Below are 13,478 nucleotides of genomic sequence, written 5' to 3'. Positions count from 1 at the left end.
CAACAGGCTTGGAACGAACGGAAGTTGAGAGAGATCAGTCTCGGTGGGTGAGCCGCTGGGCGGCCGGCGCGGAGACCACCCGGACGGTGTCGGTGTCGGTGTCGGTGCCGGGGAGGCGGAGGTGGGCGAAGCCGCCTTCGCCCCGCCGACCGGGTCGCCGCGGGCCACGGGCGCCAGGTCGTCGCCCACCTCGCCGCCCTGCCGGCCGCCGACGGCCGACCGGAGCCGGAGAGCGCCGAACTCGCCCGCCGGATCGTCCTGTTGACGGACGGCGCGATCGTCATCGCGCTGCGCGAAGGCACCGCCGCGCCCGCCGCCGCAGCCCGGGCGGTCGCGGCCGCACTGCCGGCCGATCCGTGTGCGGAGACCGCCGGTCGCGGCTGATCCGTGCGTCGGGGGCGGCCGGGCGGCGGTTCCGGGGCAGGATGCCGGAGACCGTCCGCTCCCCGTCCACCCTGGAGGCGCACCCGTGTCGGCCGACGTTCACCCCGACCTCCCCACGTCCGAGAACCTCGAAGACCCCGGAGGCAGCGAAGACCTGCGCCGCGCCGCCGCCGCACTCCGGCCTGCCTTGGTCGAACTCCGGCGCGGCCTGCACCGCCACCCGGAGATCGGCCTCGACCTGCCGCGCACCCGAGCCCGGCTGCTGGCCGCGCTCGACGGCCTGCCGCTGGAGATCACCCTCGGCGAGCGGCTGTCCTCCGTCACCGCCGTGCTGCGCGGCGCCCGCCCCGGCCCGGCCGTGCTGCTGCGCGCCGACCTGGACGCGCTGCCCGTCCAGGAGGAGACCGGCCTGCCGTACGCCTCCGAGCTGCCCGGCGCGATGCACGCCTGCGGCCACGACCTGCACGCCGCCGCGCTGGTCGGCGCGGCCCGGCTGCTCGCCGAGCGGCGCGAACAGCTGGCCGGCAGCGTGGTGTTCATGTTCCAGCCGGGGGAGGAGGGCGCGGGCGGGGCCGCCCTGATGATCGAGGAGGGCGTGCTGGACGCCGCCGGGGAGCGGGTCGCCGCCGCGTACGCGCTGCACGTCGCCGCCGCGCAGCTGCCCGCCGGGTACGTGGCCGGCCGGCCCGGCCCGATCATGGCCGCCAGCGACACGCTGCGGGTGGTGGTCCGCGGCCGCGGCGGCCACGGCTCCAGCCCGCACCTGGCGCTCGACCCCGTCCCGGTGGCCTGCGAGGCGGTGCTGGCGCTGCAGACCCTGGTCACCCGCCAGTTCGACGCCTTCGACCCGGTGGTGCTCACCGTCGGCACCTTCCACGCGGGCACGGTGGAGAACGTCGTCCCCGACCGGGCCGAATTCGCCGCCACCGTCCGCTCGTTCTCCCCCGCCGCCCGGGCGCAGGTGCTCGACCGGGCCGTCCGGGTGGTGCGCGGCATCGGCGAGGCGCACGGCTGCCAGGTCGAGGCGGTGGCCGAGCCCGGCTACCCGGTGACCGTCAACGACCCGGCCGAGGCCGCGTACGCGGAGCGGACGGTCCGCCGACTGCTCGGCGGCGACCGGTACGTCGAGATGCCCCGCCCGTTGGCCGGCTCGGAGGACTTCGGCGTCCTGGCCGAACACGTCCCCGCCGCGTACGTCGTGCTCGGCGCCTGTCCGGCCGACGTCGACCCGTTCACCGCCCCCTACAACCACTCCCCGCAGGCCCGCTTCGACGACGCCGTGCTCGGCGACGCGGCGGCCCTGCTGGCGGCGCTGGCGCTCGGCCGGGCGACGGGCTGACGGGGCGTCAGGGTGCGATCGGGACGTACCCGGTGCGCCGGCCGTCGGCAGTGAGCAGGTGGCCGACCGGCTTGGGCGCGCGCAGGGTCGGGTGGCGGTCGAGGACGCGCACGGCCGGGAAGCGCAGCGCCGGCTCCTGCTCGATCCGATGCAGCTCCGGCAGCCGGGGGCGATCAGGTGGACCACCAGGTGGGCGGGGCCGACGGTGGTCGCGCACATCCGGGTCTGCGGCAGCGCGGCCGGGGACGTCCAGCCGAAGCGTCGCGCCCAGCGGGTACCCGGTGACCCGGGGCGAGGCGTCGCAGCGCAGCACCGCCGGCCCGATTCGCGCAGCTCGGCGAGCCGGCGGTGCACCGTGGCGCGGGCGGGCCGGTGCGGGGGCGAGCGCCCCGTACGGCATCCGGCCGTCGGCGCCGAGCGCCCGGATCAGGGCCAGGTCCTGCTCGATCCGCCGCTCCGCGACCGGTCGGCCGGGCCGCCCGGACGGGGCCGCGACGGCGGCCGCGCTGCGCCGGGTCCAGGGCGCCGCTGCTGAACCGGCTGCCCTCGACCACGGTGCGCTCCACCAGGCCGGGGTGCGGGTGCGCAGGACGCCAGGAACGGAGCAGGTACGCCGTCAGCGCGTCGTGGTCGTGGGCGGCGACGGCGGTCACCGGTCGGCGGGGCAGCCGACCTGGACGAGGGCGGTCAGGCCCCGGCCGATCCGGTCCGCGGACGGGTAGCACGTCACAGCACGTCACCCAGACGTCCCCGTCGGCAGTCAGCCGGGCCGACCCCGAGCGGCGCGGCCGGCCGGGCCAACGCGCCCGCGGGTCGACCCGCAGGGCGTCGACCAGGGCCAGGTCCAACTCGTCGATCACGGGGCTGATCCGGTCAGTCGTCGTCCTGGCCGTGGTCCTCGGCATCGGCCCGGGGGTCCGGGGCGCCGCCGGCCGGGCGGGGGCGGCCACGGCCGTCCGTCAGACCCTCCGGCCCGGGGCTGGTGAAGTCGGGTGCGGTGTAGCGCGGGCCGTCGGGGCGGGGCCGGCCGTCGGCGTCGGTGAGCTGCTCGGGGCCGGGGCTGGTGAAGCCGGGGCCGTCCGTGCGCCTGCGGCCCCGGTCGTCCGTCAGGCCTTCGGGCCCGGGGCTGGTGAAGTCCGGGCTGTGGTGGCCCGGGCTGGTGAACCCGGCCGGGCGTGAGCGGCCCTGATCGTCCGTCAGGCCCTTGCGGCCGGGGCTGGTGAAGTCGGGTGCGGTGTAGCGCGGGCCGTCGGGACGGGGCCGGCCGTCGGCGTCGGTGAGGTGTTCCGGGCCGGGGCTGGTGAAACGGGGGCCGTCGCTGCGCTTGCGGCCCTGGTCGTCGGTCAGGCCTTCGGGGCCGGGGCCGGTGAAGTCCGGGCTGCTGTGGCCGGGGCCGGTGAACCCGGCCGGGCGCGGACGTCCCTGATCGCCCGTCAGGCCGTCCGCGCCGGGGCTGGTGAACCCGGGGCTGCCGTACCCGGCCCGGCTGTAGCCGGGGCTGTGCAGGTCGGGCGGGGAGGTCCGGGGGCGCGGGACGCCGGTGCCGGGGGTGGCGGTGTGGTGGGCGAGCAGCCAGGGCAGCAGGGCGCGGTCGCGCAGCGCGGTGTGCCAGGCGGCCCGGGCCGCGGCCAGTTCGGCCTGCTGGTACGGGTCCGCGCCGGCGGACCGGGCGGCGCCGCGGCGCGCGGTGAGGATCAGCCCGGCGCCGCCGATCAGCAGCGCGGCGGCGGCGACGGCCAGCGCGAGCAGCCCGGCGGTGACGGCGGCGCGCCCGAACGCCAGGCCGGGCGCGGTGACCCGCAGCAGCCAGCCGAGCACCAGCAGGATCAGCCCCGTGGACCCGGCCAGCAGCGGCGTCAGCACCGTCAGCGCGGGGAGCAGCCCGGCGCCGACGACCGGTGGCGCGCTGTCCGGGCGCTGCTCGGCGGCCGCGGCACGCAGTTCCAGGTAGTGGGCGTACTCGGCGGCCGCGGGCGCGGCGACGGTCTCGGCCTCCGCGAGGACCCTGGTGCGGAGCTGTTCGGTGTTGAGGTGCACGCCGGGCTCGGCCAGGGCCTGCCGGACGGCGGGGTCGCGCAGGGCTTCGTCGAGCAGCCGGTCGAAGTCGGCGCGGTCCTCGGCGAGCAGGCGCGGCGGGTGGCTCATGGGTACCCCGTTCCGCGAGGTGGACGGAAGTCGCAGGCCTCGATGGTAGGGGTGCGCGGGAGCGCGCCGACAGGCTCTTTCCGGAACTTCGGTGCGCTCAGTCCCCTTGCGCCGTCGATCAGTTGTTCAAGGAAGCGTCAGTTCAGCGGCAGCCGGGCGACCAGCAGCCGACCGTCCATGGTGACGCCGCCGTCCATCGCGATGGCCAGCTCGTCGGCGTAGATGTACGGGCCGGGCACGTGCGGCGGGGTGCCGTCCTCCGGGTGCTCGCCGGTCAGGTACGGGATCGGGCTGTGGCCGTGCACCACCCGGTAGCCGCCGTACATGGCGAGCAGCTCCTGCGCGGCCATGGTGCCGGCCTGGCCGCGGAACGCGAACCGCTTGGTGAACTTGCGGAAGGCGTCCCACCATTCGTCGATGCCCTCGTCGGCGAGCAGCGCGTGCACGGCGTCGTTGACGTCGGCGATGGTCTCGCCGTACTCCAGGTACGCGGTGGTGTCGGAGTGCAGCAGCAGGTGGCCGTCCTCCAGCGCCATCGCGGGCAGCCGGGACAGCCAGCTGATGTGGTGCGGCTGCAGGCGCTCCAGGTCGTGCTGCTGGCCGCCGTTGAGCCGCCAGGCGGCCAGGAACGAGGCGGTGCCGGCGGTGGACTGGACGGCCTCGTCGCCGTACCGGGCGGCGCCCAGGAACAGCAGTTCGTGATTGCCCATCAGGGCGCGGCAGTAGCCGCCGGCGGCGGCCGCCTCGGCGGCCAGCTGCATCACCAGGTCGATGACGCCGATGCCGTCCGGGCCGCGGTCGGTGAAGTCGCCGAGGAACCAGACCCGGGAGCGGCCGGCCGACCAGTGGCCCTCGGCGTCGATCAGGCCCTGCTGGTGCAGCGCGGCGAGCAGTTCGTCGAGGTAGCCGTGCACGTCGCCGATGACGAACAGCGGGCCGGGGCCCTCGCCGGGCTCGGGCTGCGGGTACGGGAAGTGCACCTCGACGACGGGCGCCACCTCGATCGGCGGGCCGAGCTCGATGGTCGGCGGGTCCTCGTGCGGGGCCGCCCCGGTGGGGGCGTAGTGCCCGGGAACGGGCGCGCTGTCGCCGAACTGCCCGGCGGGGGCCCAGTGCTGCTCCAGGTAGTGGGCGCCGCCGTAGGTGCTGTGGGTGTCCTCGTACTGGTAGCCGGAGGGTGCGGCCGGCTCGAACCAGGAGCCTTGCGGGAGCACGTCGAGGTCCTGGCGGGAGCGGTCGCCCGAGTGTGGGTGCTCGGGTTCGCGGAAGAGGTCCTCGGGTGTCATTCGCCCATCATAGGAAGCGCACTCTCCCGCCGTCCTCACCTGGTCGGTATCCGTTTTCCCCGTTGACCCGCCGGGCGGCGGGTCGGCCGCCCGGTCTGCCCCGGTCCGGGGTGGTCCGGACCAGTGGCGAGCGCGGGCGGTGCGGGCTCACACCTCGCCCGGCGGACGGGGCGGACTGATGGTGGTGCGCGGGCTGCGGCGCTGCGAGGAGGCCCGCACGATCAGCTCGGTGGGCATCAGGGTGCCGGGCGGCGGGCCGGTGCCGGCGGTGCGGTAGCGCGGCGGGAACAGCCGCCCGGGCACCGAACCCGACCCCGCGTCGACTCCTTCGATCGCGTCGATCAGCAGGTTGACCACGGTGGTGCCGATCCGACGGGGTTTCAGCGACAGGGTGGTGATCGGCGGTTCGGTGTTGGCGTAGACGTCGGACTCCGAGCAGCACACCAGCAGCAGGTCCTCCGGAACCCGCAGGCCGTAGCGGCGGGCGGCGGCCAGCAGGTCGGTGCCGTTCGGGTCGAACAGCCCGTACACCGCGTCCGGCCGGTCCGGGCGGGCCAGCAGCCGGTCGGCGGCGACCGCCCCGGCGGCCGGGTCGTGCGCCGGGTAGGCCTCGTACACCGGCTCCTGGCCGACCCGGTCGCACCAGGCGAGGTACGCCTCGGTGGACAGCCGGGTGTAGGTGTCGGTGGAGGTGCCGGTGAGCAGGCCGATCCGGCGGGCGCCGGCCTCGCTCAGGTGCTCCAGGATGCCGAGCACCGCCGCCTCGTGGTCGTTGTCCACCCAGGCGGTGACCGGGCAGTTGCCGGGCTTGCCGTCGGAGACCACCGGCACCCCGGACCGGTACAGCTCGGTGACCAGCGGGTCCTGGTCGGGCGGGTCGATCACCACCGTGCCGTCCAGCGCGATGTTGCTCCACACGTCGTGCCGGGAGGACGCGGGCAGCACCACCAGGGCGTAGCCGCGCCCGAGCGCGGCGCTGGTGGCGGCCCGCGCCATCTCCGCGAAGTAGGCGAACTCGGTGAAGGTGAACGGCTCTTCGCCGTAGGTGGTGACGGTCAGTCCGATCAGGCCGGACCGGCCGGTGCGCAACGTCCGGGCGGCGGCGGAGGGTCGGTAGCCGAGGCGCTCGGCGACCTCGCGGACCCGGCTCCGGGTCTCGTCGGGGAGGCGGCCCTTCCCGTTGAGGGCGTCCGAGACCGTGGTGATGGAGACTCCGGCGGCCGCCGCGACGTCCCGGATGCCTGCCCGTTCCAGGCGCCGTGAGGCGGTGGCTCGGCGACCGTTCTGATTGGCTGCTGCTGTCATGGCGGACCGATCGTATGGCGCATCGCGGCATTCTGTGACCGGTTCGCCACCCTGCGTCGCAGATACGTTTCTCCATGACTGCCACCCGGGTGCACCCTTCGATACCCGTGGTTTTCCCGCCTCAATACCTCTGACATGTGCCAAAGGAACCCGGCAGAATGGCTGATCTGCACCCGTAACCCGGACGAGCATCTCACCCTGACGGGTGAGGGGCGGTCGGTATCGTTCACGGCACCCGACCGGGGAGCGATCGGCACCACCGCCGAGAAAGAGAAACGGAGAACCCCGTGGTTCAGCGTGAACACGGCCCGCGCCTGCGGCCGAGCCTGGACGGCATTCCCAGCTACAAGCCCGGAAAGCCCGCCGGCGCGGACTCCTACAAGCTGTCCTCCAACGAGAACCCCTACCCGCCGCTGCCCGGCGTACTGGAGGCCGCGGTCGCCGCCGCCGGCGACTTCAACCGCTACCCGGACATGGCCGTCGGCGGGCTCACCGCCGAACTCGCGCAGCGCTTCGGCGTCCCCGCCGAGCACATCGCCACCGGCACCGGCTCGGTCGGCGTCGCCCAGTCCCTGGTGCTCGCCACCGCCGGCGAGGGCGACGAAGTGATCTTCGCCTGGCGCTCGTTCGAGGCCTACCCGATCATCACCCGGATCGCCGGCGCCACCCCGGTGCCCGTCCCGCTCACCGCCGACGAGGCCCACGACCTCGACGCGATGCTCGCCGCGATCACCGACCGGACCCGGCTGATCTTCGTCTGCAACCCCAACAACCCGACCGGCGCCGCCCTGCACCGCGAGGAACTGGTCCGCTTCCTGGACGCCGTGCCCGCGCACATCCTGATCGTCCTCGACGAGGCCTACCGCGAGTTCATCCGCGACGAGGACGTCCCGGACGGCATCGAGCTGTACCGCGACCGCCCCAACGTCTGCGTCCTGCGCACCTTCTCCAAGGCCTACGGCCTGGCCGGCCTGCGGGTCGGCTTCGCCGTCGGCCACGAGCAGGTCGCCGGCGCGCTGCGCAAGACCGCCGTCCCGTTCGGCGTCAGCCAGCTCGCCCAGGACGCCGCGGTCGCCTCGCTGCGCGCCGAGGACGCCCTGCTGGAGCGGGTGGAGGCGCTGGTCGCCGAGCGCGTCCGGGTGACCGCCGCGCTGCGCGCCCAGGGCTGGACCGTGGTCGACTCCGAGGCCAACTTCGTCTGGCTGCGCCTCGGCGAGCGCACCCTCGACTTCGCCGCCGCCTGCGCCGAGGCCGGCGTGGTGGTCCGCCCGTTCCCCGGCGAGGGCGTCCGCGTCTCGATCGGCGAGGTCCAGGGCAACGACCTGTTCCTGGGGGCCGCGGAGGCGTTCCGCAAGGAGATCTGACGACACGTCGGCAGGTGGGGCGGGCGACACGGTTGTCCGCCCCGTCGGCGTGGAAGGACTCCCGGCGGCAGCGACCGCACCGCAGGGAGAGCCCGGATGAGCCAGCAGCACGCCGATCCCACGCCCACCAGCTGGTACAACATCCTCCCGGACCTGCCCGAGCCGGTCCCGCCGATGCTGCACCCCGGCACCGGGGAGCCGGTCACCGCCGAGGACCTCGCACCGCTGTTCACCGCTGAACTCGCCGCCCAGGAGCTCGGCGGCCCCCGCGAGGTCGACATCCCCGGCCCGGTCCTCGACCTGTACCGCCGCTGGCGGCCCGCCCCGCTGGTGCGCGCCGACCGCCTGGAGCGGGCCCTCGGCACCCCCGCCCGGATCTACTACAAGTATGAAGGCGGCAACCCGACCGGCTCGCACAAGCTCAACACCGCGCTCGCGCAGGCGTACTACAACAAGCGGGCCGGCGTGACCCGGCTGGTCACCGAGACCGGCGCCGGGCAGTGGGGCAGCGCGCTGGGCCTCGCCTGCTCGTTCCTGGAGCTGGACTGCGAGGTCTTCATGGTCCGGGTCTCCCACGACCAGAAGCCCTACCGGCGGGCCCTGATGGAGACCTACGGCGCACGGGTGCACGCCTCCCCCTCCGAGCTGACCGACGCCGGGCGGGCCGCGCTCGGCGACGACCCGGCGGCCACCGGCAGCCTCGGGCTGGCGATCTCCGAGGCGGTCGAGTCGGTGGCGCGCTCCGCCGGGCGGGCCAAGTACGCGCTCGGCTCGGTGCTCAACCACGTGCTGCTGCACCAGACCGTGATCGGGCAGGAGGCGCTCGCCCAGTTCGCCCGCCTCGACGACTACCCGGACGTGGTGATCGGCGCGGCCGGCGGCGGCTCCAACTTCGGCGGGCTCGCCTTCCCGTTCCTCGGCGAGCAGTTGGCGGGCCGCCGGGCGGTGCGGGCGGTCGCGGTGGAGCCGGCGTCCTGCCCGTCGCTGACCCGGGGACGCTACGACTACGACTTCGGCGACACCGCCGGCACCACCCCGCTGATGAAGATGCACACCCTCGGGCACGCCTTCACCCCGCCCGCCATCCACGCCGGCGGGCTGCGCTACCACGGCATGTCGCCGATCGTCAGCCACCTCAAGGAGCTCGGCCTGGTGGAGGCCGTGGCGGTGCCGCAGACCGCCTGCTTCGAGGCCGGGGTGGCGTTCGCCCGCGCCGAGGGCATCGTCCCGGCCCCGGAGTCCACCCACGCGGTGCGGGCGGCGATCGACGAGGCGCTGGCCTGCCGGGAGACCGGCGAGTCGAAGGCGATCGTGTTCGCGCTCTCCGGGCACGGGCACTTCGACATGCAGGCCTACCTCGACCACTTCGCCGGGAGGCTGAGGGACTGACCGCCGTGAACGGGTGAACCGGGGACGGGACTTCGCTGGGAGGTTTCTGGGAGTCCGGTCAAGAGCTGGTTGCCCGCCGGGCATCCGGCGGGCAACCGCCGGGTGGTGTGTGCCGATTCGTCCGGAGTGACGCTCCCAGCCCGTTGCCAGGTGCCGCACAGGGGGGCGCAAGAGCCCCGGGCGATGCTTCTGCGCCATGAAGGTGCTTCCGCGACGGCGTGGTGCCGTCCTCGTCAACTCCGCGCTCGGCGTGGCCCTGCTGGGCGGGGTCGCGCTGGCGTACACCACCCTGGACGGTGGGACCGGCAAGGCCGCCACCGGGTCGAAGGTCCGGACGGCCACGGTCGCCAAGGGCACGGTCCAGGCCACCGTGTCCGGATCGGGCACGCTGTTCTCGCCCTCCGACGCCGGCCAGGACTTCGTCACCGGCGGCAGGCTGACCGCGGTGAAGGTCGCGGTCGGCGACGCGGTGAAGAAGGGCCAGGTGCTCGCCACCGTCGACACCACCACCGCCCAGCAGCAGGTCGACCAGGCGCAGTCCGCGCTGACCGCGGCCGAGGCCAACCTGACCAAGGCCGAGGCCGGCGAGACGGTCACCACCACCGTCCCCGGCACCGGCTCGGGCGGTTCGGGTTCGGGCGGCTCCGGAGGCTCGTCCGGCCGCGGCGGTGCCGGCGCGGCCGCCGCGTCCACCCCGCAGCCGACCACCACGACCACCGTGAAGGTCGACCAGGCACAGGTCGCCCAGGCCCAGCAGCAGGTCGACAACGCGCAGAACACGCTGACCAACGCGAAGACCGCGCTGGCCGGCACCACGCTGACCGCCACCACCGACGGCACCGTCGCCTCGGTCTCCGGCAAGGTCGGCGACACCGTCTCCGGCGCCGGCTCCAGCGGTTCCGGCAGCTCCGGCGGTTCCTCGACGAGCGCCAAGAGCGGTACCGGAAGCGGCAGTTCGAGCACCACCCCGACCGGCTTCGTGGTGCTGACCAACCCCTCCGGGATGGAGGTCACCGCGAACTTCTCCGAGCTGGACTCGCTGAAGCTGAAGAAGGGCCAGACGGCGACCGTCGCCCTGAACGCGCAGTCCGACACCAAGCTCGACGCCACCGTGCTGTCGGTCAGCTCGCTGCCCTCCAGCTCCACCAACGGCGCCGTGCAGTACGGCGCGACGCTGCAGATCACCGGCGACACCTCCGCGCTGCGCACCGGGCTGAGCGCCACCATCTCGGTGATCACCGGCTCCGCCGAGAACGCCCTGTCGGTGCCCACCGCGGCGCTGCAGGGCACCGGCGCCACCCGCACCGCGACCGTGCAGCACGAGGACGGCTCCACCGAGCGGGTGCAGGTGACCGTCGGCATCGAGGGCGACAGCACCGTGCAGGTCACCGACGGCCTCACCGAGGGCGAGAAGGTCGAGCTGACCGCCACCACCGCGGGCACCGGCAACGGCTTCCCGTCCGGCAGCTTCCCCGGCCTGAACGGCGGCGGCGGGTTCGGCGGCGGCACCGGCGGCTACGGCGGTGGGGGCGGCGGCCGCAGCGGCGGCGGCAACGGCGGCGGGGGCACGCGCGGATGAGCGGCGGCAAGCCCCCGGTGATCCAGATCCGCCGGGTCACCAAGTCCTACGGCCACGGCGACGCCGTCGTGCACGCCCTGCGCGGCCCGCTCGACCCGGACGGCGCGCCGCTCGGCGTCGACCTGGACATCGCCGAGGGCGACTACGTGGCGGTGATGGGCTCCTCCGGCTCCGGCAAGTCCACCCTGATGAACATCCTCGGCTGCCTGGACGTGCCCACCGCCGGCCGCTACCTGCTGGACGGCACCGACGTCGGCCACCTCGACGAGGGCCAGCTCGCCCTGGTCCGCAACCGCAAGATCGGCTTCGTGTTCCAGTCGTTCAACCTGGTGCCGCGCACCACCGCCCTCGCCCAGGTCGAACTGCCGCTCGCCTACGCGGGCGTGAAGGCGGGCGAGCGGCGCCGCCGGGCGCTGGCCGCGCTCACCCTGGTCGGTCTGGCCGAGCGGGCCGGGCACAAGCCCAACCAGCTCTCCGGCGGCCAGCAGCAGCGCGTCGCGGTGGCCCGTGCCCTGGTCACCGCGCCCGCGATGCTGCTCGCCGACGAGCCCACCGGCAACCTCGACAGCCGCTCCACCGAGGAGGTGCTGGGCATCATCGACGGCCTCAACGCGCGCGGCCGCACCGTGGTGGTGATCACCCACGAGGACGAGGTGGCCCGGCACGCCAAGCGGGTGGTCCGGCTGGTCGACGGCGCGATCGTCTCCGACGTCCGGCAGGCCCCCGTCGACGGGCCGCCGCCGGCCCTGGCCGCGGAGGTGGTCGCGTGATCGCCTGGCAGATGATCCGCTTCGCGGTCGGCGGCCTGGCCGCCAACAAGGTCCGCTCCGCGCTGACCATGCTCGGCGTGCTGATCGGCGTGGCCTCGGTGATCCTGCTGCTCGCGGTCGGCAACGGCTCCTCGGTGGCGGTGAAGGAGTCCATCACCTCGCTGGGCACCAACTCGCTGACCGTCTCCTCCTCGGCCTCCCGCGGCTCCGCCACCGCCGCCAAGAAGCTCACCGTGGAGGACGCCAAGGCGCTGGCCTCGGCCACCGACGCCCCGGCCGTCAAGTCGGTCGCCCCGGTGGTCACCACCAGCGGCACCGCGCTGTACGGGAACATCTCGTACCAGCCCGGCCAGATCGTCGGCACCTACCCGACGTACTTCGAGACCGCCAACCAGAAGATCGCCCGCGGCGACTACTTCTCCGCCGACGACGTGCTGAACTCCCGCAAGGTCGCGGTGCTCGGCTCCACCACGGCGAAGGAGTTGTTCGCCGCCGAGGACCCGATCGGCAAGAAGATCACCATCGGCGGCACCCCGTTCACCGTGACCGGCGTGCTCACCACCAAGGGCTCCACCGGCTTCAACGACCCCGACGACGTGGTGATCGCCCCGCTGCCGACCGTGCAGAACGCGTTCACCGGCTTCGGCTCGGTCAACCAGATCCTGGTGCAGGCGTCCTCCGCCGACACCACCGCCGAGGCGCAGGCCGACATCACCCGGATCCTGATGGGCACCCACGCCGTCAAGGACCCCGCCAAGGTCGACTTCCGGATCAGCAACCAGACCTCGCTGCTGAGCGCCCGCGAGTCCACCACCAAGACCTTCACGGTGCTGCTCGGCGCGGTCGCCGCGATCTCGCTGCTGGTCGGCGGCATCGGCATCACCAACATCATGCTGGTCACCGTCACCGAGCGGACCAGGGAGATCGGCATCCGCAAGGCGCTCGGCGCGCCCCGCGCGGTCATCCTCGGCCAGTTCCTCGCCGAGTCCACCCTGCTGTCGGTGATCGGCGCCGGCCTCGGCGTGCTCGCCGGGATCGTCGGCTCGCACTTCTCGGTGGTCGGCATCAAGCCGGTGGTGATCCCCGAGTCGGTGCTCGGCGCGTTCGCCATCGCCGTCGCCATCGGCCTGTTCTTCGGCAGCTACCCCGCCAACCGGGCCGCCTCGCTGCGCCCCATCGACGCCCTCCGGCACGAGTAGAAGGAGCCCTTTCATGTCGGACGAGCAGGAGCTGCTGGCCACCGCGCCGGACGCCCGCGACATCACCGCCGAGCTGGCCGCGCCGCCGCGCCGCAAGCTCCCCTGGCCCACCCTGGTGCTCTCCGGCGGGCTGATCGCCGTGCTGTCCTTCGCCGGCGGCGTCTGGTACCAGAAGGGCGACAACAGCGGCGGCAACGGCGCCGCCCGCGCCTCCGGCGGCCAGTACCCGGGCGGCCAGCAGAACGGCGGCCGTCGCAGCGGCGGCCAGGGCGGCTACGGCGGCGGCCAGGGCGGTCAGCTGCCCGGCGGCGGCCAGTTCCCGGGCGGCGGCGGCTTCACCCGCGGCACCGTCAAGTCGGTGGACGGCAGCACCGTCTACCTGACCGACGCCAACGGGAACACCGTGAAGGTCACCACCGGCGACTCCACCAAGGTCACCACGACCAAGGAGGGCAAGGTCGGCGACCTGCAGCCCGGCCAGAGCGTCACCGTGCTGGGCAGCAAGGGCGCCGACGGCTCCTACAGCGCCACCCAGCTCACCGAGGGCGGCGCGGGCGGCTTCGGCGGCCGCGGCGGCCAGGGCGGTCAGGGCGGCGGATCCGGTACCGGTTCGACTACGGGCGGATGACCGATCAACCCTTCATTCACTTGACGTAGCCTGCCCGGGCTAGGGTCTGTCTGACGATGTTCGGTCGGGTGCGCCCGGCGGAGCTCGTCC

The 13,478-nt window shown here is 74.4% G+C and carries 12 protein-coding genes; 8 read left to right on the top strand and 4 right to left on the bottom strand.

From position 1 onward, the window contains the following. The first annotated feature begins 261 nt into the window (after positions 1-261). On the top strand, positions 262-384 hold the full coding sequence (locus tag ACI1MP_RS18875) for a hypothetical protein (protein ID WP_404869086.1): 123 nt from the start codon (positions 262-264) through the stop codon (positions 382-384). Between the two features lie 85 nt (positions 385-469). Beyond that, the gene (locus ACI1MP_RS18870; protein ID WP_404869085.1) at positions 470-1,723 is read left to right on the top strand and encodes a M20 family metallopeptidase; all 1,254 of its coding nucleotides are present in this window, start codon (positions 470-472) and stop codon (positions 1,721-1,723) included. A 7-nt stretch (positions 1,724-1,730) separates the two neighbouring features. Here ACI1MP_RS18870 and ACI1MP_RS18865 read toward each other — a convergent pair whose 3' ends face one another. The 4 genes from ACI1MP_RS18865 to ACI1MP_RS18850 form a co-directional block, all read right to left on the bottom strand. Beyond that, a complete protein-coding gene (locus tag ACI1MP_RS18865) occupies positions 1,731-2,036 on the bottom strand; it encodes a hypothetical protein (protein ID WP_404869084.1) in 306 nt (101 codons plus the stop codon). 560 nt (positions 2,037-2,596) lie between these two features. Next, entirely contained in the window at positions 2,597-3,868 is a 1,272-nt protein-coding gene (locus ACI1MP_RS18860) for a hypothetical protein (RefSeq protein ID WP_404869083.1), read from the bottom strand. A 137-nt stretch (positions 3,869-4,005) separates the two neighbouring features. Next, positions 4,006-5,154 carry a metallophosphoesterase gene (locus tag ACI1MP_RS18855; protein WP_083462595.1) on the bottom strand — a complete coding sequence of 383 codons (1,149 nt, stop codon included), beginning with the start codon at positions 5,152-5,154 and terminating at the stop codon, positions 4,006-4,008. A 147-nt stretch (positions 5,155-5,301) separates the two neighbouring features. Further along, positions 5,302-6,459 (bottom strand): LacI family DNA-binding transcriptional regulator, encoded by a 1,158-nt coding sequence (locus tag ACI1MP_RS18850; RefSeq protein ID WP_100589555.1) that lies wholly within the window; start codon positions 6,457-6,459, stop codon positions 5,302-5,304. A gap of 287 nt (positions 6,460-6,746) precedes the next feature. On the opposite strand from ACI1MP_RS18850, the gene hisC reads away from it, so the two are divergent. The 6 genes from hisC to ACI1MP_RS18820 all read left to right on the top strand — a co-directional run bounded on the left by hisC (position 6,747) and on the right by ACI1MP_RS18820 (position 13,388). Further along, the gene (hisC, locus tag ACI1MP_RS18845; RefSeq protein WP_043915411.1) at positions 6,747-7,823 is read left to right on the top strand and encodes a histidinol-phosphate transaminase; all 1,077 of its coding nucleotides are present in this window, start codon (positions 6,747-6,749) and stop codon (positions 7,821-7,823) included. A gap of 96 nt (positions 7,824-7,919) precedes the next feature. Next, a complete protein-coding gene (locus ACI1MP_RS18840; protein WP_404869082.1) occupies positions 7,920-9,212 on the top strand; it encodes a TrpB-like pyridoxal phosphate-dependent enzyme in 1,293 nt (430 codons plus the stop codon). Positions 9,213-9,408: 196 nt separating this feature from the next. Then, positions 9,409-10,791 (top strand): efflux RND transporter periplasmic adaptor subunit, encoded by a 1,383-nt coding sequence (locus ACI1MP_RS18835; RefSeq protein ID WP_404869081.1) that lies wholly within the window; start codon positions 9,409-9,411, stop codon positions 10,789-10,791. Then, positions 10,788-11,561, top strand: coding sequence for an ABC transporter ATP-binding protein (locus tag ACI1MP_RS18830; protein ID WP_380333779.1), 774 nt, complete (start codon positions 10,788-10,790; stop codon positions 11,559-11,561). Before ACI1MP_RS18835 ends, ACI1MP_RS18830 begins: the two co-directional genes overlap by 4 nt. Next, a complete protein-coding gene (locus ACI1MP_RS18825) occupies positions 11,558-12,760 on the top strand; it encodes an ABC transporter permease (protein ID WP_404869080.1) in 1,203 nt (400 codons plus the stop codon). Before ACI1MP_RS18830 ends, ACI1MP_RS18825 begins: the two co-directional genes overlap by 4 nt. Positions 12,761-12,773: 13 nt before the next feature. Further along, complete coding sequence (locus ACI1MP_RS18820; RefSeq protein WP_380333781.1) at positions 12,774-13,388, top strand: hypothetical protein; 615 nt, start codon at positions 12,774-12,776, stop codon at positions 13,386-13,388. The last annotated feature ends 90 nt before the right edge of the window (positions 13,389-13,478 follow it).

The organism is Kitasatospora griseola (assembly GCF_044999035.1).
GTDB classification, from domain to species: Bacteria; Actinomycetota; Actinomycetes; order Streptomycetales; family Streptomycetaceae; genus Kitasatospora; species Kitasatospora griseola.
Note: the sequence above shows the minus strand (reverse complement) of the source record. Positions and strands in the feature narration are given on the sequence as shown.